A 19,987-nucleotide genomic window follows, 5' to 3' on the forward strand; every position below is an offset into this window, starting at 1 on the left:
GCTCAGGTCAGCATCTCAACGGCACAGGCGTCAAATGGTTCCAAAGGCCCCCTTTGGAGAAGCCTCATGACCCAGCATACCGTGGCCCGCCTCGATCAGCTCGACCCCCACCGCCCTCTGCGTGTGCAGGCCGGCAACGAAGAACTCATCCTCATCCGCCAGGGCGATCTGGTGCAGGCCTACCAGGCCAACTGCCCCCATGCCGGCGCCCCACTGGAAGAAGGCGTGATCTGCGCAGGCTTGCTGGTCTGCCCGTGGCACAAGGCGGCGTTTGCCGTGGACGAAGGCGCGGTGTGCGAACCGCCGGCACTGGCCGACCTGCGCCGCTATCGGGCGTGGGTCAAGGACGGTGAAGTCTGGGTCGATGACCAGCCGCTGCCAAAGGCCGAGCCACCACGCCACAGTGACGCGCGCTGCTTCGTCGTCATCGGTGCCGGGGCCGCAGGCTCGGCGGCGGTGGCCACGCTGCTGGCCCATGGCTTCGGCGGGCGTCTGGTCTGGCTTGACCATGAACGCCAGCCCGCCTACGACCGCACTGCGCTGAGCAAATTCGTCATCGCCGGGGAGATGCCGCCCGATGAAGTCCCGGCGCTACTGGAGGCTGGCCAGTTGCGCGCGGGCCAGTTGGAGCGGTGCTTGGGCAAGGTGAGCACACTGGACGTGAAAAAGCGCCAAATCACCCTCAGCGACGGCCACCGCATCGACTATGACGCCGCCTTGCTGGCCACGGGCGGCAAACCGCAGCGCCCCGAACTGCCCGGTGTCGACCTGGCAGGGGTCATGACCCTGCGTTCACGCGAAGATGCAGCACGCCTGCTGGATGCCGCCGAGCCGGGGCAGCCTGTAGTGATCGTCGGCGACGGGTTCATTGGCCTGGAGGCGGCCTCGGCCTTGCGCAAGTATGGCGCGCAGGTGCATGTGGTCAGCCGCCACGCGGTGCCCTTGAGCAAACAGTTAGGGGAGCGTATCGGGCGCAGCATACGCGCGCTGCATGAGCGCAAGGGCGTGGTGTTCCACGGCCCGACCGAGGTCGAGCGCTTTCTCGGTGAAGAACGGGTCGACGCCGTGCTGCTGGCCAATGGCGAGAAGCTGATGACGTCGTTGGTGTTGCTGGGTACCGGCGTCGCACCGGCCACTGCGTTCGTGCAGGGCGTGGAACTGGACGAGGATCGTTCGTTGCGGGTCGACGCCGAGCTGCATGCCGCCGACCGCCTATGGGCCGCCGGCGACATCGCCACCTTCCCCCTCGCTGGCCGCCCGGTGCGCATCGAACACTGGCGCCTGGCCCAGCAGCATGGGGTAATTGCCGCAGCCAACATGCTGGGCGAGCAGCGTCGTTACGCGGATGTGCCGTTTTTCTGGACCTATCAGCATGGGCGCACCTATGAAGTGCTGGGGCATGCTCGGGACTGGGACCGAATCGAGTTCGTCGGCGAGCCGGAGAAAGGTGACTTCATTGCCTTGCAGTGTGTCGGGGAGCAGGTTGAAGCGGTGGTGGGCAAGGGGTATTCGGATGCCATGGCGCAGCTGTCGCAGCGGATGAAGCGGCCGCTGGGTCTGGATGAGGCACTCAAGCTGATCGGCTGAAACACGCCTGCTTTTTTGCTTGGGTTCTTCGGGGGGCGCTCGATATCCGCCCCCTGCAAAGCTAAAGACAAGCAACTCCCAAACCCAAAATCAGCTATGGTTTCCCCAACTCAAATAACAAGAACTTGGTAGAGCGCCCATGGCCAAACCCCGCGCCAGTGAACTGGCCGCCTTCGTCGACTGCCACTTTGCCGAACGTGGCCTGACGCCAGAACCGGTGATCGCTGAATCCTGGTACCGCAGCATCAATCAGCACCACCTGGACCCCGCCCTGCGCCACGTCGACAACATCCTCAGCGCCGCTGAAATCCGCCAGCACCAAGCCCAGCACGAGGCCTACCTGGCCATCGCCAGCCAGGGCGTCAGTGGCCTGGCCAAGCGCGTGGTGGACGCCGGTTTCGCCGTGCTGCTCAGTGACGCCGAAGGCATCACGCTGGCTGCCCGCCTGCCCGCCGACCCACAGCGCTACACCCGTTCCGGGCTGATCGTCGGCGCGCGGTGGGACGAGTCGATTGCTGGCACCAACGGCATCGGCACCGCCTTGGCCTCTGAGCAGGCACTGACCATCCATCGTCAGGAGCACTTCCTTGCGGCCAATGCGCGGCTCAGTTGCTCGGTATCACCGATCTTCGATGCCCACAACCAACTGCTCGGCTGCCTCAACGCGACCTGCCTGTACAACGACGGCCCCAAGCAAGCCCAGCACCTGACCTTGCAGCTGGTGACCCTGTACGCCCGGTTGATCGAGAACAGCCATTTCCGCCAGCGCTACCGCGACCGCCTGACCTTGGCCATCAAACCACGCGACGACTTCTGCGACCTGGCCGCAGAGCAACTGCTGGCACTGGACGAAAGCGGCCGGGTAATCGGCGCCAATCGGGCAGCGTTCCTGGCGCATACCGGCAAGCTGTTGGGCGTGGCCATCGAGCAACTGCTGCCTGCCACCATCGACCAGTTGCTGGACCTGACGCGCGGCGGTGCCCGTGGCACTCAACTGCGCGGTCATGAACAAGCGCACCTGCTGGATGTGGGCCTGCGCGTACCGGCCGGTTACCGCCAAGCGCCTTCTGCGCGGCCCGCGCCCACCCACACTGCACACCCCACGCTCGAGCAACTGGCAGGCCAGGACACACAGCTGCAACAAGGCGTGAAACGCCTGCGCAAGGTGCTGGACCGAGACATCGCGATTCTTCTGAACGGCGAAACCGGCACCGGCAAAGAGGCGTTCGCCCGTGCCTTGCACCAGGCTAGCCAGCGCCATGCCAAACCGTTCGTGGCGCTCAACTGTGCGGCGATACCCGAATCACTGATCGAAAGCGAACTGTTTGGCTACCGCGCCGGCAGCTTCACCGGGGCCAATCGCAAAGGCATGAAGGGCAAGCTGGAGCAGGCCAATGGCGGCATGCTGTTCCTCGACGAGATCGGCGACATGCCGGCGCACCTGCAAACGCGCCTGCTGCGGGTGCTTGCCGAGCGCGAGCTGGTGCCGCTGGGTGCCGAAGCGCCGGTAGCACTGGACCTCCAGGTGATTTCGGCAACCCACCAGGACCTGCAGGCAATGATCGGCGACAGGCGCTTTCGCGAAGACCTCTACTACCGGTTGTGCGGGATGCGCATGACGTTGCCGGCACTGCGTGAACGCAGTGACCGGCGCGCATTGATCGAAGGGTTGTTGGTAGGGCTGCCGGGGGGCGCTGGCATGCGCCTGAGCGATGAAGCGTGGCGCTGCTTGCTCGGGCACGCCTGGCCGGGGAACGTGCGGCAGTTGCTCAATGCGTTGCGTCAGGCCGTCGCGCTGGCCGAAGGTGGGCTGATCGAAGTGGCTGACCTGCCGGAGGTAGTGGCCGACCCTGCAGCGCCTGCGCGGCCAAAGGTGCTAGAGCAGCAAGTCGAGGCTGCCGAGGCGCGGCATTTGCTGGAGGTGTTGAAGCGAGAGCGCTGGAACATGAGCGCAGCGGCAGAGGCCGCGGGGGTTTCGCGGTCAACGCTGTATCGCAAGATGAAGCGATACGGCATCGTCCAGCCCAACCAGTTGGGCTGACTGAACCGGCCCCTTCCCTGGTGGCCATGCGCGAGGGCATGGGGTGAGTCAAGTTCAGAAATGTCGTACAGCCATGGCTTTGGCTGCCCTCCAAATGAGCAGCCAGAATTCATGAAGTAATCGGCAAAACGACCCGCTGACGGGAGGCCCTTTCGGACTTACAATCTGCCCGACTCAATTAGGCCCCAAACCACAAAAAGCCATGCACAACCGATTAATAGACACCAAAACGAGACCTGCAGTCGACGCTTGAGATAGAGCGGACAGTTTTTACAATCATCAGCCTCTAACCAGCCTTGGCGAACCCCCAAACTCGGCCATACCGATGCCAATGTCACGCCATACACTATCCTCGTTCTTGTCCCAAGCGAAATAGTACTCCAATATTTCAAGTCATCCACTAACCCCTGGCTATTTCTAAATGCCGTGCAAAGCACATCAAAATGCCGAGTAGCGGCTATATGATAACTTATGCCCACCCCGGTGAGCCCAACAATGAAAGGCGCGAGTACAAAAGCCATTTTCAAGCTCATGGGCACATTTGAAAAATCAATCATAGCGCTCCCGAATCTCTCCCCCGCATCACTCGGCGTGATGGCGACCTACCACCGTGAGGGTTTTCTCTTATAGCTTATCGAATTCGATAAGTACCCACCCAGCCATAATCCAAAAGCCCGCTATTGCAGTACACCAGAATGAAATCTGCAGCCGACGTTTGAGGTAGGCTGGGCAATTTTTGCAATCTTCGGCATTCAACCAACCTCGACGTACCACCAGTGACGGGCAAACCGCCGCTAGCGTTACACCAGCCACTATCATGGCCCTGGTTCGAATCGATATAGTGCTCCAGTACCTTAAATCCTCAATAAGACCAGGGCTGTTCTGAAACGCCGAGCAAAGCACCTCAAAGTGACGTGAGCCGGCAATATGGTAATGAATACCCAGACCAATCAATCCTATAAGAAATGGTGCGAGAAGAAACGCAATATGCAGGCTTGCAGGCCATGTAGTTAAATCAGTCATAAAGTCTCTCGAAGATTGCCTCTCCAGATGTCTCCCCAAGCTTTTCGCCACCCTTACTAAAAGCAAAGGACCCACTACCAACGAGAACGATTCCGCAAGCAACTTTACCATACACCCCAAACGAGCAGACTAGCCGAGCAGCCTCACCCGCGATCTTTGCGCCAACTATTCCGCCAGTTAACCCACCTGAAAAGCTCCCCGTCTCGGTGAATCTAACTCTCTTACAAGCCTCAGTTTCTCCCGCCCGACACGCCGCCTGAACTTTCAAATAAGAAGAACCCGCACCAAGTCCAATCGCCGCAAACCCACCATATTTTAAGTAATTCGACATCTTGGCCACCTCATCCAGGTGGGTCGCATATCCGGGTATCTGGCCCGGTACGCCTGCCTTGGTCCAATGACGCACCAGGCTTTTGGTGGAAATGCCCAGATCGCGGCGGAGTGTGTCGTAACTGCCGAGGTTCAATGTCTTGTTCAGAAAACCTACGCGCAACTGGGCGCTCAGTTGTTCATAAAGCCCCCTGCGCTTGGCGAAGAACTCCGCACTGTTCAAGTGGCCATGCAAAACAAACTGCTGTTGGTGCAAAGTCTCAATGCCCTTCAGCGTGTCCTTGACCTGCCCCAGTCCACGCTCAAGCATGTCCTTGCCCACCCCCATCGACTGGCTGGCGCCATTGAGCACCCCGGCAATCTCGCCGATGTGCTGCATCATGAAGTTGGCTTCTTCACGCGAGAGAATCGACAGGGACTCCCTGGTCTTTTCGGCCACCATGATCAGTTCATTTTCCAGCGCACTGCATGCGTGCCCACTGCTTGGGCTGCCCAGCACAAATATCTCGCCCGCCTTGAAGCCCTCAGGGAAGGTAGGATTCAAGCGCTGCAATAACGCCACTGGCAAAGGGCTGTGCGTCGCGCCAAGGCTCTGAAGCACCTGCTCGAACGACATGCTGCGTTGCACAATATGGAAGCCAGGCTCAAGTATCGATGATGAGCCGACGGGAGATGCGTTGTACACTTGAGCAGGACTCTGCCCTGATGAAGGCGCCGAATGGCTGACGGCAGAGGCAGGCGATGCAGCCTGAGCAGGACGGCTGCCAGCCCGGTGCATGGCTGACTGCGCGATGACCCGGTTGCTGCCGTTTGGGCAATCACACTTGACCAGCGCCCCATCGACAACAGCCGGTTTACCTCCGATGACGAAAGCATTCACCCCTTCTACAATGACACCGACCTTCTTGCAGTTCGGGCACTCGGTCGTGGCATCGCCCAGGCGCAGCGCACGTCGGTTGTCCCCCCGGTAGTTCGTACTGCTGGCAATGCAGACTGCGCCTGTGGTGGTGATATCGCCATCCAGCGCTTGCCCTTTTCCATGTATCGATATGCGCGTCATGAATAGCCTCCGGCCGTAGAAAGCTGGAAGCTAACACTGGAAAAACATGCAAAAGCCTGGGCCTGCGAAAATCAGAATTACCCTACAAGCAGCGTGCAGGTACTGCCCCATACGCCATTGATCAATCTGCTACTGAGCAGGAAAGCACGCACACAGGTAAAACACCTGTTCCGCGAATGGCCGTGCACGGTGCCTGGCACCGGCTTCGCCGGTGTTCGCGGGGCAAGCCCGCTCCCACAGCGTCTCGCTAAATCGATGAGTTAGCAGTTGTTCAGTGGGAGCGGGCTTGCCCCGCGAAGAGGCCAGCAAAGCCACCCTCTACCCTTGGATGTACACCACCTGCGTGCGCATGTACTCATACAAGCCGTGCTTGCCATCCGCCCCACCGACCCCGGACTTGCGCGCCCCGGCGTGGAAGCCCTGCATGGCCTCAAAGTTCTCGCGGTTGATGTAGGTCTCGCCAAAGTCGATCTCGCGGCAGGCCTTCAGCGCCGCATTCAGGTCGCGGGTGTAAAGCGAAGAAGTCAACCCGTATTCGCTGTCGTTGGCCAAGGCAATCGCCTCGTCCAGGTCATCGACCACCTGGATCGGCAACACCGGCCCGAAGATTTCCTTGCGCATGATCTCCATGTCCGACGCACAGCCCGCAAGCACAGTCGGCTGGTAATGGAACCCGGCACCCAGGTCGGCCACCTGCCCGCCGGTCACCAGTTGGGCGCCCTGCCCGACAGCCGTTCGCACCATCTGCGCCACCTTGTCGAGCCCGGCCTGGTTGATCAGCGGCCCCATGTCCAGGTCGGCACGGCTCGACGGGTCGCCATAACGGGTGGCCGCCATGGCATGGGCCACCTTGTCGACGAAGGCGTCGGCCACCTGGCGCTCCACGTACACCCGCTCGGCGCAGTTGCACACTTGGCCTGTATTGATCACCCGCGAGGCGACGATGGCATTCACCGCCAGGTCCAAGTCGGCGTCCGCCAGCACGATCGCCGGGGCCTTGCCGCCCAGTTCAAGGTTGAGCTTGGTGATGTTCGGCGCCGCCGCAGCCATGATCCGTGCGCCGGTGGCGACGCTACCGGTAAAGCTTACAAGGTCGATACCGGCATGGCTGGACAGCCCATGGCCGACGCTCGCCCCTTTGCCGCCGACCACGTTGAACACACCCGCTGGCAGGTCGGTCTCGGCCACCAACTTCGCGAACTCATAGCAATTGATCGGCGTTTCCTCACTGGGTTTGATCACGATGGTGTTCCCCGCCAACAACGCCGGGGCCATCTTGCGGGCGATCAAAAAGAACGGGAAGTTCCACGGCAAGATCCCAGCCACCACACCCAAGGGTTTGCGCATCAGGAAGATGTGCTCATTGGCGCGGTCGCTGGTCAGCACCTCGCCTTCCAGGCGTCGCGCCCATTCAGCCATGTAGTCGAGGTAGTCGGCCGTGAAGTTGACCTCGACCTGCGCCAGCCCCTGCACCTTGCCGCCTTCCAGGGTGATGATGCGCGCCAGGCGTTCGGCATTGGCGCGTACCTTTGTCGCGATCTGGCGCAGATACCCGGCGCGCTCGATGGCAGGCTTGGCCGCCCAGCCTTTTTGCGCTTGACGCGCTGCGGCAATGGCCCGCTCCACGTGCTCCACCGGCGACTCCGGGACACGCCCCAGCAGCTGTGCGTTGGCCGGGTTGTACACCTCGATCAGTTGCTCGCAGGGCAGGAAGGCATTGTCGATGTAGTTCTGGTAGATCGTTGCAGTCATGGTCATTCACTCCTGTGGGTGGTTGTCGGCCAGTGGCGACTGGGCAGCCGGCTTGGCGCTGAACTGCTGCCAGGTACTGCCCTCGCGCTTGAGGTCATGGGCACGCTTGATGAGGTACTGGTGCACCTGTTCCACCTGCTCGGGCTTGAGGTTGTCGGCAAACGACGGCATGCCATCGGGCACGCGGCCGCCATAGAGGATGCCGAGGAACATCTGGTGTTTTTCCGCGCTGAGCTTGCGCAGGTCAGGCAGTACGCCGCCGCTGACGGCATGAATGCCATGGCACTGCGAACAGTTGCCGTCGTACAGGGCAGCACCGGCGGCCACTGCGTTGGCATCAGCTGTCAGGGGTGGCGGTTCGGGCGCGTTGGCGGGCGGTGCCGGCTCACGCAACGTGGCATTACCGCCAAGCTTGTAGGTCAGCACCTGGGAGAAAGGCTGTACCCCGGCGCGCAGCGACAGTGCCCCGGCAAACGTCGAGAATGCCCCGCCCCAACCGGCCATGAAGGTGACGTACTGCTCGCCATCGACCGAATAGCTGATCGGTGCCGCCATCACGCCACTGGCGGCCGGTGACTCCCAGAGTTTCTTGCCGGTGTCGGCGGCGTAGGCGATCACCCGGCCATCGGCGCTGCCTTCGAACACCAGGTTGCCGGCGGTGCTCAAGGTGCCACCGTTGAAGATAGTGATGTAGGGCACTTCCCAGGCGGGCGCCTGTTTAACCGGGTCCCAGGCGATCAGCTTGCCGGACCAGGTCTTGGCCATCTCCAGCAGGCCTTCGGCACCCTCGGGCATCATGCCGGTGCGTAGACCCAGCTGGTACACGCTTTTGAACGGGTTGCGCTTGGGTGCGTCGGGAATGTGCTCGTAGTAGGCCGACATGATATGCGCCGGGATGTACACCAGCCCCGTGTTCGGGTTGTACGACATCGGGTGCCAATCATGAGCGCCCCAGAATGCCGGGGTCACCAGCTTGCGCTTGCCGTCCTTCCAGTAGGCCGCCGCCTCGTCGTCGAGGATGGGCCGCCCGGTCTTCATGTCGATGCCCTTGGCCCAGTTCACCGGCACGATGTTCTTGGCCGACAGCAGCTCGCCAGTGGCGCGGTCCAGCACATAGAAAAAGCCATTCTTGGGTGCCTGCATCAGCACCTTGCGTTGCTTGCCGTTGATCGGCAGCTCGGCAAGGATCATGTGCTGGGTGGCGGTGAAGTCCCAGGCATCGCCCGGGGTGGTCTGGTAGTGCCAGGCGTATTCGCCCGTGTCGGCATTGACCGCGACGATCGACGACAGGAACAGGTTGTCGCCTTTGGCCTGGCTGCGCCATTTCGGGTCCCACATCGAGCCATTGCCGACGCCGATGTACAGCAGGTTCAACTCCGGGTCGTAGGCAAACGAGTCCCAGGCCGTGCCGCCACCGCCCCACTCGACGAAGGCATCGCCGTGCCAGGTCTTGCTGGCGATTTCCATGGCCTTGTCTTCCGGCGGCAGCTTGGGGTCACCTGGCACGGTGAAGAAGCGCCAGGCCTGCTTGCCGGTTTCGGCGTCATAGGCCGTTACATAGCCGCGCACGCCATACTCCGCCCCACCATTGCCGATGATGACCTTGCCGTTGACCACCCGCGGCGCGCCGGTGATGGTGTAGCTGCGTTTATGGTCGCTGCGGGTGTCCACCGACCAGACCCGCTTGCCGGTCTTGGCATCAATCGCCTCCAGGCGCCCGTCCAGTACGCCGACGTAAACCTTGCCCTGCCACACCGCCACGCCTCGGTTTACCGCATCGCAGCAGGCCTCACCGGCACGGTTGCGATCCGACTGCGGGTCGTATTTCCAGAGCAGTTTGCCGTTGCGGGCATCCAGCGCGTACACCACCGAAAACGGGCCCGTGGTGTACATCACCCCATCGACCACAATGGGCGTGGCCTCCACGCCACGGTCCAGGTCGAGTTTGTAGCTCCAGGCCAGGCCTAGCTGATTGACGTTGTCCTGGTTGATGGCTTTGAGGGGGCTGAAGCGTTGTTCATCATAGGTGCGGCCGTGGCTCATCCAGTTGCCGGGTTCCTGGTCGGCGGCGATGATGCGTTTGCCATCGACGTCGGCGGCATAGGCAGGTGCGCAGCAGGCCAAGGCTAGGGCCAGGCAGCCCAAGGCGTGCGGGAAGGGCCGGCGGTGCGGGCCTGTTCGGTTCATGGTGGCTTCTCCGTTCTTGTTATGGCGACGCCATGGCAGGCGCCTGCAACAGATAGAGCAACGGTTGTGCCAGCGCTGCCCAACAGCTTCGAAACAGCCATGCCAGAGGGGTTTGAGCACAAAGGGCCAGCGCCTGACCACAGGCTGTGGCTGCAGCAGCCATGGCACAGCTGATGCAGCCATGGCACAGGTGTGTCAGCCCTTGCTGCTGGCTTTCAATGCCGCCTGGTTCTGTGTAAAACAGGCACATCAGCCCACTGCAAAGGACTTACCCGCATGATCTACCGTCCCCTCGGCCAAAGTGGCCTGCAGGTTTCCGCCCTTACCTTGGGCAGCATGATGTTCGGCGAGCAGACCAGCACCGAAGACGCCCTGCGGATCATCGAAAAAGCCTGGGATCAGGGCATCAACTTCATCGACACCGCCGATGTCTACAACGCTGGGCGCTCGGAAGAAATTGTCGGCGAAGCCGTGGCACGTCATCGCCAGGACTGGATCGTCGCCTCCAAGGTTGGTTTTGGCCCCGCCGACGGCCTGCCCAACCGCAGCGGGTTGTCGCGTAAACATGTGTTCAATGCCATCGATGCCACGTTGACGCGCATGGACCTGGACTACCTGGACATCTACTACCTGCACCGCGAGGACCACAAGGTGCCGCTGGAGGAGACCGTGCAGGCCATCGGCGACCTGCTGCGCCAGGGCAAGATCCGCTACTGGGGCGTGTCCAACTTCCGCGGCTGGCGTATTGCCGAAATCTGCAACCTGGCCGAGCGCCTGGGCGTGGCCAAGCCGGTGGTGAGCCAGCCGCTGTACAACATCGTCAACCGCCAGGCAGAACCCGAGCAACTGACCGCAGCGGCCTACCATGGCCTGGGCGTGGTGCCGTTCAGCCCCTTGGCCCGCGGCGTGCTAAGCGGCAAGTACGCACCTGGCTCGGTACCGGATGCCGGCAGCCGTGCCGGGCGCCAAGACAAGCGCATCATGGAAGTGGAGTGGCGCCAGGAGTCACTGGCCATCGCTCGCCAGATCCAGGCATACGTCGAGGCCAAGGGCGTGGGTATCGTGGAATTTGCGATTGCCTGGGTGCTCAACAACCAACAGGTCAGTTCGGCGATTGTCGGGCCCCGCACCGAAGCGCAATGGGACACCTATGCCGGGGCACTGGAGGTGAAGATCACGGGAGAGGATGAAGCGTTCATCGATTCGCTGGTGACGCCGGGGCATGCATCTACCCCAGGTTTCAATGATGTGGCGCACTTTGTCAGCGGGCGACTGGCGCGCAGTTGAAGGCAGATCGGCAAGGGGCTATGAAGCCCCTTGGCCAGCCATCGAGCAGTTAATCTAGTTCAAGGGTGGCTCGTCTTCGATGACGATGTTCACCGCATAGAACAGCCCATCTTCCCGCTGCTCGATTTCATAACTGACGTGCTGACCCTCGCGGATGATCGGGGCACCTTGGCCGCCGTCCCCCATCAGAAACACAACCTCGCCAACCCCCGGTGCTACAAACTGGGGATCAACCTGTGCTAACGACATTGCGGTCAGCGACTGCGCTTTTTGGGGCATGAACAGCACCTCCTGTTGTGTTTGAATGGTCACTGTTATCAGCAGCCTGGAGCAAACTATTCACCGATCACTGTAAATAATCGCCCATCGGCAAGCAGACGGCTACTAGCATTATTACCAGGTAATCTCTGTTGATCGGGCGACCACTGCTACTGTCCAGCCAAAACGAAAAAAGCCCCATATCTTTCGATACGGAGCTTTTTTTACACGTTACACAATTGCCAGGCTTCACATCGTTCGATCAAGTACCTCGGTCAACCCGCAAGGTTGCGGGTGCCTGTTCGAACGTTGAGCCGGCTGGTACGTGTCTTACTCAGGACGCACTTGGGCGGCCTGCATGCCTTTTTGCCCTTTTTCGGCAACGAAGCTGACAGTCTGGCCTTCTTTCAGCGACTTGAAGCCGTCCGATTCAATGGCTTTGAAATGAACGAAGAGATCGTCGCCACCGCCCTGTGGGGTGATGAAGCCGAAGCCTTTTTCATCGTTGAACCATTTAACTGTACCGGTTTGTCTGTTGGACATGCTCTGAGCCCTCGATGGCTGTTTTGATGCGTTTTCCGTGAAATTTACAACGAGGGCCATGTCAAACAACAAGCCCCTGCAAGCCACATATTGAGCGCTTTGTCGGCGAGAAGCTACTAACAATTTTACCAGTATCGAAAATAGCTGAATCCTGTACCCGAATTCATCGGCAAAATGCCCGTGTACCCCTTCAAATAAGCGCGTTGATCACCAGCAAATGCACCGGGTAGAACAGGTACCCCCAGCGCCCCACCGCAGGCACGCGCCACTCATCACGACGTAATAGCAAACAGCCGAACGGCACCGCCAGGGCAGCGGCGGCCAAGGTCAGCAGGGTGAACGGCGCGAGCGGATGTTCGCGCAACCAGCCGTTGGTCAGGTTGCCCGCCATTGCCAGCAGGCACGGCAGCAGCCACGTCAGCGCGCCCAGGCGGCGGGCCATGAGCCAGGCGGCCGGCAACAGCACGCCGGCCAGGCCGTACATCAGGCGTTCACTGAACAGGGCCGCAGCCGCCAGGGCTACCAGGCCAAGTACCCGTGCTGCCACCTGATGCTGCTGCACGCCCAAAGCTACCAGGAGCCCAAGGGCCAGCGTCGGCATCACACTGAACGTCTGCGAACCGCTGTCCAGCCAACGGTAGGGCCATTCGGACACTACTGAAAACACCAGCATCGCGCCCAGGTAACGCAGGTTGACGCCGGTTGACGGCGCCCCTCCGTGCCGGCGCCCGACATTGACGGCGATAGCCAGGCAAAACAGCGGGAAGGCCAACCTGCCAAGGATGAACAAACCTTCGGCACGCGGCCATATGAAGCGCAGGTGGTCGGCGACCATGGTCACGATCGCCACCCACTTGACCAGGTCCAGCCCTGCCGAGCGCATCCCCTAGTGCCCGCGCTGTGCCGCCGTCGGCGCCAGGTAGCGGGAGGTCCAGGCAGCCAGCGGCAGGGGCGGTTGCTGGTCGACGATGCGCCGCCAGATCAAGGCCAGGTCATGGCTGTTGAACATCGACGCTACCCCTGCCCCCTGCCATGCCGTGGGGGTATCGGCAACCCAGTGCCCCTGGCTGTCGCGGTGGGCCATGTTGAAACGGAAGGTGTAGTTGCCTGGGATCCCCATGCGCAGGTCTGTCACCACCAGCGCGCCGTCGACCTCGTCGTAACGCAGCCAGTCATCGGTGAACCAGCGCAGGCGTTGATGCAGTGGCGCAGCGGCAAGCGCCGAAGCCAGTTCAAGGTTGCGGGGCAGGCGCTGCATTTCCGGCGGATGTTGATCGAGCCAACTGCTGACACCTTCGTAGTACGCGCCCTCCGGGGTCTTGGCCAGCACGCGCCAGATCAGGCTGTTGAAGGCGATAGGCACGGCGCGTACGTCACTGGCCGTGATGCCTTGGTGGTCCAGGGCTGCCTGAAAACGCTGCTCCGCCTGCATCCGCCCGGCCAGGCCAAAGCCCAGGTAGGCGGTACTGAAGACCAGTGCCAAGGTCATCAGCCTCACGGCCTTGCCCGTCACCCCCTTGGCAAGGGTGTAGACCACTGCGGCCAGCAACGGCACGGTATAGACCGGGTCGATGATGAATACCGCCGCCCAGCTTTGCGGGGTAACCGACAGCGGCCAGAACAGTTGCGTGCCATACACGGTAAAGGCATCGAGCACCGGGTGGGTGACCAGCACCAGCCAGAACGCCAGGAACAGCCGCGGCAATGTGTAGCCCTTGCCCGGCCAGTACCTGTTGACGCACCAGGCCAGCAACAGCGCCAGAGCGGTGAGGACGAACAGGGAGTGGGAGAAGCCCCGGTGGTAGGTCATCTGCGAGACCGGGTCGGCGTAGCGGATGATCACGTCCAGGTCAGGCAGGGTGCCCAGCGCGGCGCCATACAGCAGCGAACGGCGGCCCTGGATGCGGCCGAGCACAGTGCCCTGCAGGGCGGCGCCGAGTACGGCTTGGGTCAATGAGTCCAAGGGGGAGTTCCTGTGTGGATGACCCAGGAAAACTACCCCCCTCAAGCCCTGCGGTGCAAATGCGGTTCAGTGACAAAAGGTGGCAACAGCCGGGCGATGGGTATTCACAGCAACTGCCAGGTGTACACCAGGATCAGGCGGTTCTCATCGATATCACTGCGGTAGTTGGAGCGGGCCATGGCATTGCGCAGCCGGATCCCCAACCCTTTCAGCAGCCCGCTCTGCACCGCATAGCCGATATCCAGGTCCCGCTCGCGGTCACGGCCCTCGTAGCCCAGCCCGGTATCGACATTGTTGCCGGTGATATAACGCACCCCTGCCGTCAACCCGGGTACGCCCATGGCGGCGAAATTGTAGTCGTAGCGCAGCTGATAGGAGCGCTCGTCGGTATACGCGAACTCGTAGGTAGGGACCTCGTTGCCCAACGGTGAGATGTTGGCGAATACCCGGGGGAACGGGCTGTCGCCGTAGATGCCCTGGTACCCCACATGCACGCTGTGCCCACCCTGCCGGGCGGTGAACAGCGAGAAGAAGGCCTGGTTGTCGATGGTGCCGAGCAGTGCGTCGCCGTCTTCGCGGGCGGTGAAGTACCCCAGGTTGGCACTTAGCACCCAGTCCCCCACGGGTTTGCTGTGCTTGAAGCCGACAAAACCTTGTTCGTAGATGTCTTCCAGTTGCCCGTACCACAGGCTGACACTGCTCTGGTTCGCATTGAACGCGTAGTCGCCGCCGACATAGTTGAACGCATCGCTTTGTGCCTGGCGCATCGGCACATGGCCGAGCATGGCGTTCATCTTGCCGTCGCCGCCTTCGTTGCGCAGGTGCGTTGACCGCAAATGCCCGCCCTGCAGGGTCAGGCCTTGCAGCTCGGACGTGCTCAGGCTCACCCCCTGGTAAGTCGGAGGTAACAGGCGGATATCGCTGAAGGTCAGCACCGGCAAGTTGGGTTGCAGCTCGCCAACACGCAGCTCGGTCTTCGACAGCCTGGCCTTGAACGTCGGAGCCAGGCGGCTGTACTCGTCTGCGGCACGGCCATCGCCATGCACCGGCAGCAGGCCGGTATTGACCCGGTCAGGGCTGCTGTCGAGCTTGATGCCCAACAGGCCCAGGGCATCCACGCCAAAGCCGACCGTGCCGGGGGTGTACCCCGACTTGAAGTCGAGAATGAAGCCCTGGGCCCACTCCTCGGCCTTGGACTGCTGATTGGCCCCGACGATGTCCGAGAAGTCACGGCTGAAGTAGTAATTACGGGCGCTGAGGCTGGCTTTCGAATCCTCGAAGAAGCCGCCATCAGCGGCCAGCGCAGGTTGGCTGAGCAAGGTCAGGCCGATGGCAACGCAAGGGGTGTGGTTCATTCCGAAGCTCTCTTGATCTTGTTGTTATGGATAAAGCGCTGGGAACACGGGGCTCATGGGGTACGGCGCAATACCTCGCTCGCTTGCGGCCGACGCAGCCTGAGCAGCGCATGCGCCAGCAGGCCGAACAGCAGCCCCCAGAACGCCGCCGACAGGCCAAGGAAAGACACCCCCGAGGCGGTGACCAGGAAGGTGAACAGGCCGGCATCGCGCTCCATAGGTTCGGCCAGGCTGCGCGCCAGGGCTTCGCTGATCGCCCCGTACAGGGCAAGCCCAGCAAGGGCTGCGATCAATGCCGCAGGGAAGGCAGCAAACAGCGACATCAACGTGGCACCGGCAACCCCCAACAGCAGGTACAACACGCTGCCGGCGACGGCCGCGACATAACGCCGGCGCGGGTTTTCATGGGCCTCATGGCCGGTGCACAGGCTGGCGGTGACGGCTGCCAAGTTCAGGCCGTGGCAACCGAAAGGTGCCAGCAAGGCGCCGCCGATGGCGCTGGCACCGATCAAAGGGCTGGCCGGTGTGGCGTAGCCGGCGTTACGCAGCACCGCCATCCCTGGCATGAACTGCCCGGTCAGGGCCACCAGCACCAGTGGCAGCGCCAGGCTGAACACTGCCGCCAGGCTGAACTGCGGGGTAACCCACTGGGGCGAGGCCAGTTGCAGCACCAGGGCCTCACTGCGGAACGCGCCGCTGGCCACGGTGACGACGGCCCCTATGCACAATACGGCGGCCACCGCATAACGCGGCTGAACCCTGCGCATCAGCACATAGGTAACGAACATCGCCAGTACCAGCAGCGGTTGCACGGGCAAGGCGCGGAACACCTCGGTGCCGAAACTGAACAGGATGCCCGCCTGCATGCCAGCAGCGATGGACCCGGGCAGGCGCGTGATGATGCGGTCGAAGGCCCCGCTGAGGCCAATCAGCAGCAGGATCAGGTTCGCCACCAGGTAGGCCCCCACGGCCTGCTCCAGCCCTAGTGCCGGCAAGGCAGTCACCAACAGGGCCGAACCCGGGATCGACCAGGCGATCACCACCGGCACCCGATAGCGCAGGCTCAGCAATGCGCCGAGCACACCGCTGCCCATGGAAACGGCCCACACCCAGGACGACAGCTGGCCGTGAGGCATGTGCGCGGCCTCGGCGGCGTGGAAGATGATCACCAGCGGGCCGGCGTAGGAAATCATCGTCGCCAGGCAACCGGCGACGATGGCGGACAGCGAGCTGTCCTTGAACAGGGTTTTCATGGCACCTCTCGCAAGGCTTGGGGCGGGTGTGTGGATCAGGCCTCTTGCAAGGCCTGTGGTCTTGCTAGGCCTGCGCAGCCGTAGCCAGGCCATGCCGCCGGCCACTGACCAGGTGCACGGCCATGGCCAGCGCAGCAATTGCGCCAGGGATGGCGAACGCGATGAAATTGAGTTGCAGCGGCAGGTTGATGCCCATCAGTGCGCCCCCCAGCAGCGGGCCGACGATGGCGCCGTTGCGGCCGATCCCCGAGGCCCAGCCAAGGCCGGTGGAGCGCACCGACAGGCCGTACATCTGCGCCGCGCCGGCATACAGCAGTATTTGCGTGCCGATGGTGGTGGCGCCGGCGATGAAGATCAGCAGGTACAGCACCGGCATCGGGCTGTTGACGCCCAGCAGGCTGATCGACAGTGCTGCGGCGATGAAGAAGCCGACCTTGACCTTGACCAGGTTGTAGCGGTCGCCCAACCAGCCCCCCAGAATCGCCCCGGCCATGCCGCCGAAGTTCAGCACCAGCAAGAACGACAGGCTCGAACCCAAGCTGTAACCTGCGTTGGCCATCAGTTTTGGCAGCCACGAACTGAGTGCGTAGACCATCAGCAGGCAGCAGAAAAACGCCAGCCACAGGGCCAGGGTGCGCACGGCCAGGCCGTTGCGAAACAGCTCCACGACAGCGTTGCCGCCGCCCTTGCGGTCCGTTGCCTGCAGCCTGTCGCCAGGCTGTATGTCGCAAGCGGGGTCGAGCTTCCTGAGCAGTGCGCGGGCTTCATCAGTGCGCCCTTGGCGTACCAGAAAACCAATGGATTCCGGCAGGTAGTAGAGAATCACCGGCAACAGCAACAGCGGTACGGCTGCGGCGAAGAACATCGACTCCCAGCCGAAGCGCGGCAGCATGAAGATACCGACGCCTGCCGAAAGCATGCCGCCCAACGAGTAGCCACTGAACATGATCGCCACCAGCGTGCTGCGCAGGCGTTTTGGCGCATATTCGTTCATCAGAGCCACGGCGTTGGGCATCAACCCACCGCAGCCCAGGCCGGCGATAAAGCGGTAGATGCCAAACTCGCTGGGGCTGCTGGCGAAGCCGTTGAGGATGGTTGCCGTGGAAAACAGCGCAAAGCACAGGGCGATGCCCTTCTTGCGCCCGATCCGGTCGGCCAGGCTGCCGAATACCAGGGCACCGAACATCATCCCGAACAACGCGTAGCTGCCCAAGGCGCCGGCCTGCAGTGGCGTCAGCCCCCACTCCTTCATGATCACCGGCAACACCACGCCGTAGATGAACAAGTCATAACCGTCGAAGATCAGCAACAGGCCGCACCAGGCCATGACCATCCAGTGGAAGGGTGTGAAGCGCGCGTTATCGATGATCGGGTGTACGTCAAGGGTTCGCATGGCAGCTGTCTCTATTGTTTTTGTTGTGGAAGAAAACCTTTGCCTTAGGGTGTGGCTCAGCCGAGGTCGCCGCCCCCTACCGGCAGGGTCACACCGGTGATGTAGGAGGCCTCGTCGGAGGCCAGGAAGAGGATGGCGCCAACCTGCTCGTCGATGCTGCCGTAGCGGTGCATCAGGCTGCTGTCGAGGGTCTGGTCGACGATTTGCTGGTACCAGTCCTTTTCCTGCTCGCTCTGCTCGGCGCTGTTGCGTGGCACCCGCCGCGGCGGCGCCTCGGTGCCGCCAGGGGCGGTGGCATTGACGCGGATACCGCGGCCGGCGGTTTCGAAGGCCAGGCAGGCCGTCAGTGCGTTCACGCCGCCTTTGGCCGCGCCGTAGGGCACGCGGTTGACGCCACGGGTGGCGATGGACGAAACGTTGACGATGGCCCCTGCCCCACGTTCGAGCATGTAGGGCAACGCGGCGTGGCAGCACCATAAGGTCGGGAACAGTGAGCGGCGCACTTCGGCCTCGATCTGTTCCACTTCATAGTGTTCGAAGGGCTTGGCCCAAATGGTCCCGCCGACGTTGTTGACCAGGATGTCGAGGCGCCCGAAGGCCTCGACTGCAGCGGCCATGACCCGGGCACAATCGCTGTGCTGCTCGAGGTCGGCGGTGAGGGTCAGCATGCCCTCCCCGGCCAGTTCGTGCACCAGCTCGGAACGGTCCACCGCCACCACTTGCGCGCCTTCGGCCTTCAGCCGCCAGCACACCCCTCGGCCAATGCCCTGGGCAGCACCGGTGACCAGGGCGACTTTATCGTGAAATCTTGTCGTCATCTGAAACGCTCCATATTGATGCTGTCTGTGTGGGAGCGGCAGCCCCCACGAACGCTCAGGCCGCAGCCGCCGCGAACTTCTCGTAGTAGAAGTTCACCGGCGTAATCCCCTGCTCACGCACGTACTGGCTGACCGCCTCGACCATCGGCGGCGGCCCGCACAGGTACACATCCACATCGCCGTCGTTGAGGTGGCGCGGCTCGATGTGCTGGGTGACGTAACCCTTCTGCGGATGCTGGCTGTCAGGGTTGGCCACGCAGGCACTGAAGGTGAAGTTGGGGATGCGCGCCGCCAAGGCCTGCAGGCGGTCCAGTTCGACCAGGTCGAAGTCGTTGGTCACCCCGTAGATCAGGTGCAACGGGTGTTCGCTGCCCTGCTCGGCGATCTTCTCCAGCATCGCGGTGAACGGTGCCAGCCCGGTACCACCGGCCAGCAGCAACAGCGGCCGCTGAATCGGCCGCAGGTAGAAGCTGCCCAGCGGCCCTGCCAGGCTCATGCTGTCGCCGGCCTTGGCCAGGCTGGTGAGGAAACTGCTCATCAGCCCGCCGGGTACGTTACGGATCAGGAAGCTGACTTCGCCGTCCTTTTGCAGCGAGCTGAACGAGTAGGCACGGCTCTGCTCGCTGCCCGGCACCTTGAGGTTGACGTACTGCCCCGGCAGAAACGCCAGCCGGCTCAACGCCTCGCCCTTGATCGACAGGGCAATGGTGCTTGCCGACAACTGGCGCACATCGCTGATGGCGGCCTCGAAGCTGGCCTGCTCGGTCTTGCACAGTTGCGAAGACGCCGGGATGCGTAGCACGCAGTCGGCTTCGGCGCGCATCTGGCAGGTCAGCACATAGCCTTCGGCGATTTCGTCCTCGTTCAGGGCGTCTTCGATGAAGTTATCGCCCAGGTCGTAACGCCCGGCTTCGGCCTTGCACTTGCAGGTGCCGCAGGCGCCGTCGCGGCAGTCCAGCGGGATGTTGATGCCCTGGCGATAGGCCGCATCGGCCACGGTTTCATGGCCATCGGCCTCGATGAAGCGGGTCACCCCGTCTTCGAAATTCAGTGCGATCTGGAAGCTCATGTAGCACCTCGCGGGCGAGCGTCGCCACGGCGCGCCAAGCGGCACACCGAGCGGCTCGCGTTACCTCG

Annotated in this window: 15 protein-coding genes; 3 read left to right on the forward strand and 12 right to left on the reverse strand. The window is 62.4% G+C overall.

Annotated features, from left to right (window positions below):
• Positions 1-66: 66 nt before the first annotated feature.
• Positions 67-1,587: an FAD-dependent oxidoreductase gene (locus tag HU770_RS17375; protein WP_186664563.1), complete on the forward strand. Its 1,521-nt coding sequence runs from the start codon at positions 67-69 to the stop codon at positions 1,585-1,587.
• 139 nt (positions 1,588-1,726) lie between these two features.
• Entirely contained in the window at positions 1,727-3,628 is a 1,902-nt protein-coding gene (locus HU770_RS17380) for a sigma-54-dependent Fis family transcriptional regulator (RefSeq protein ID WP_186664566.1), read from the forward strand.
• 1,015 nt (positions 3,629-4,643) lie between these two features.
• On the opposite strand, the gene HU770_RS17385 is transcribed toward HU770_RS17380, so the two are convergent.
• From HU770_RS17385 to HU770_RS17395, 3 genes are all read right to left on the reverse strand, one after another.
• Positions 4,644-6,041 (reverse strand): PAAR domain-containing protein, encoded by a 1,398-nt coding sequence (locus tag HU770_RS17385; RefSeq protein WP_186664568.1) that lies wholly within the window; start codon positions 6,039-6,041, stop codon positions 4,644-4,646.
• A 318-nt stretch (positions 6,042-6,359) separates the two neighbouring features.
• Entirely contained in the window at positions 6,360-7,793 is a 1,434-nt protein-coding gene (aldA, locus tag HU770_RS17390; RefSeq protein WP_186664570.1) for an aldehyde dehydrogenase, read from the reverse strand.
• A 6-nt stretch (positions 7,794-7,799) separates the two neighbouring features.
• Positions 7,800-9,980, reverse strand: coding sequence for a PQQ-dependent dehydrogenase, methanol/ethanol family (locus HU770_RS17395; protein WP_186664571.1), 2,181 nt, complete (start codon positions 9,978-9,980; stop codon positions 7,800-7,802).
• A gap of 276 nt (positions 9,981-10,256) precedes the next feature.
• On the opposite strand from HU770_RS17395, the gene HU770_RS17400 reads away from it, so the two are divergent.
• The gene (locus HU770_RS17400) at positions 10,257-11,267 is read left to right on the forward strand and encodes an aldo/keto reductase (protein WP_186664573.1); all 1,011 of its coding nucleotides are present in this window, start codon (positions 10,257-10,259) and stop codon (positions 11,265-11,267) included.
• A gap of 54 nt (positions 11,268-11,321) precedes the next feature.
• Here the strand turns inward: HU770_RS17400 and HU770_RS17405 are convergent, their stop codons facing one another.
• The 9 genes from HU770_RS17405 to benC all read right to left on the reverse strand — a co-directional run bounded on the left by HU770_RS17405 (position 11,322) and on the right by benC (position 19,919).
• Positions 11,322-11,546 carry a hypothetical protein gene (locus tag HU770_RS17405; RefSeq protein WP_186652983.1) on the reverse strand — a complete coding sequence of 75 codons (225 nt, stop codon included), beginning with the start codon at positions 11,544-11,546 and terminating at the stop codon, positions 11,322-11,324.
• A 309-nt stretch (positions 11,547-11,855) separates the two neighbouring features.
• Positions 11,856-12,068 (reverse strand): cold-shock protein, encoded by a 213-nt coding sequence (locus HU770_RS17410; RefSeq protein WP_003179963.1) that lies wholly within the window; start codon positions 12,066-12,068, stop codon positions 11,856-11,858.
• Positions 12,069-12,258: 190 nt separating this feature from the next.
• Positions 12,259-12,951 (reverse strand): TraX family protein, encoded by a 693-nt coding sequence (locus HU770_RS17415; RefSeq protein ID WP_186652980.1) that lies wholly within the window; start codon positions 12,949-12,951, stop codon positions 12,259-12,261.
• Positions 12,952-12,954: 3 nt separating this feature from the next.
• Positions 12,955-14,031: a metal-dependent hydrolase gene (locus HU770_RS17420; protein WP_186664575.1), complete on the reverse strand. Its 1,077-nt coding sequence runs from the start codon at positions 14,029-14,031 to the stop codon at positions 12,955-12,957.
• 104 nt (positions 14,032-14,135) lie between these two features.
• On the reverse strand, positions 14,136-15,386 hold the full coding sequence (locus tag HU770_RS17425) for an OprD family porin (RefSeq protein WP_186664577.1): 1,251 nt from the start codon (positions 15,384-15,386) through the stop codon (positions 14,136-14,138).
• A 53-nt stretch (positions 15,387-15,439) separates the two neighbouring features.
• Positions 15,440-16,639, reverse strand: a complete 1,200-nt coding sequence (locus HU770_RS17430; RefSeq protein WP_186664579.1) for a benzoate/H(+) symporter BenE family transporter — start codon at positions 16,637-16,639, stop codon at positions 15,440-15,442.
• 64 nt (positions 16,640-16,703) lie between these two features.
• On the reverse strand, positions 16,704-18,032 hold the full coding sequence (locus tag HU770_RS17435; protein ID WP_186652975.1) for an aromatic acid/H+ symport family MFS transporter: 1,329 nt from the start codon (positions 18,030-18,032) through the stop codon (positions 16,704-16,706).
• 56 nt (positions 18,033-18,088) lie between these two features.
• Entirely contained in the window at positions 18,089-18,850 is a 762-nt protein-coding gene (locus HU770_RS17440; protein ID WP_186664581.1) for a 1,6-dihydroxycyclohexa-2,4-diene-1-carboxylate dehydrogenase, read from the reverse strand.
• A 55-nt stretch (positions 18,851-18,905) separates the two neighbouring features.
• Complete coding sequence (gene benC, locus HU770_RS17445; RefSeq protein ID WP_033697720.1) at positions 18,906-19,919, reverse strand: benzoate 1,2-dioxygenase electron transfer component BenC; 1,014 nt, start codon at positions 19,917-19,919, stop codon at positions 18,906-18,908.
• Between the last annotated feature and the right edge of the window lie 68 nt (positions 19,920-19,987).

Origin of the sequence: Pseudomonas sp. SWRI68, assembly GCF_014269165.1 — a bacterium.
GTDB lineage: Bacteria > Pseudomonadota > Gammaproteobacteria > Pseudomonadales > Pseudomonadaceae > Aquipseudomonas > Aquipseudomonas capeferrum.

What these genes read in the sequence shown, in the direction of transcription:
- HU770_RS17375 (WP_186664563.1), top strand. Translation starts at nt 67, where the DNA reads ATGACCCAGCATACCGTGGCCCGCCTCGATCAGCTCGACCCCCACCGC.
- HU770_RS17380 (WP_186664566.1), top strand. Translation starts at nt 1,727, where the DNA reads ATGGCCAAACCCCGCGCCAGTGAACTGGCCGCCTTCGTCGACTGCCAC.
- HU770_RS17385 (WP_186664568.1), bottom strand. Translation starts at nt 6,041, where the DNA reads ATGACGCGCATATCGATACATGGAAAAGGGCAAGCGCTGGATGGCGAT.
- aldA (WP_186664570.1), bottom strand. Translation starts at nt 7,793, where the DNA reads ATGACTGCAACGATCTACCAGAACTACATCGACAATGCCTTCCTGCCC.
- HU770_RS17395 (WP_186664571.1), bottom strand. Translation starts at nt 9,980, where the DNA reads ATGAACCGAACAGGCCCGCACCGCCGGCCCTTCCCGCACGCCTTGGGC.
- HU770_RS17400 (WP_186664573.1), top strand. Translation starts at nt 10,257, where the DNA reads ATGATCTACCGTCCCCTCGGCCAAAGTGGCCTGCAGGTTTCCGCCCTT.
- HU770_RS17405 (WP_186652983.1), bottom strand. Translation starts at nt 11,546, where the DNA reads ATGCCCCAAAAAGCGCAGTCGCTGACCGCAATGTCGTTAGCACAGGTT.
- HU770_RS17410 (WP_003179963.1), bottom strand. Translation starts at nt 12,068, where the DNA reads ATGTCCAACAGACAAACCGGTACAGTTAAATGGTTCAACGATGAAAAA.
- HU770_RS17415 (WP_186652980.1), bottom strand. Translation starts at nt 12,951, where the DNA reads ATGCGCTCGGCAGGGCTGGACCTGGTCAAGTGGGTGGCGATCGTGACC.
- HU770_RS17425 (WP_186664577.1), bottom strand. Translation starts at nt 15,386, where the DNA reads ATGAACCACACCCCTTGCGTTGCCATCGGCCTGACCTTGCTCAGCCAA.
- HU770_RS17430 (WP_186664579.1), bottom strand. Translation starts at nt 16,639, where the DNA reads ATGAAAACCCTGTTCAAGGACAGCTCGCTGTCCGCCATCGTCGCCGGT.
- HU770_RS17435 (WP_186652975.1), bottom strand. Translation starts at nt 18,032, where the DNA reads ATGCGAACCCTTGACGTACACCCGATCATCGATAACGCGCGCTTCACA.
- HU770_RS17440 (WP_186664581.1), bottom strand. Translation starts at nt 18,850, where the DNA reads ATGACGACAAGATTTCACGATAAAGTCGCCCTGGTCACCGGTGCTGCC.
- benC (WP_033697720.1), bottom strand. Translation starts at nt 19,919, where the DNA reads ATGAGCTTCCAGATCGCACTGAATTTCGAAGACGGGGTGACCCGCTTC.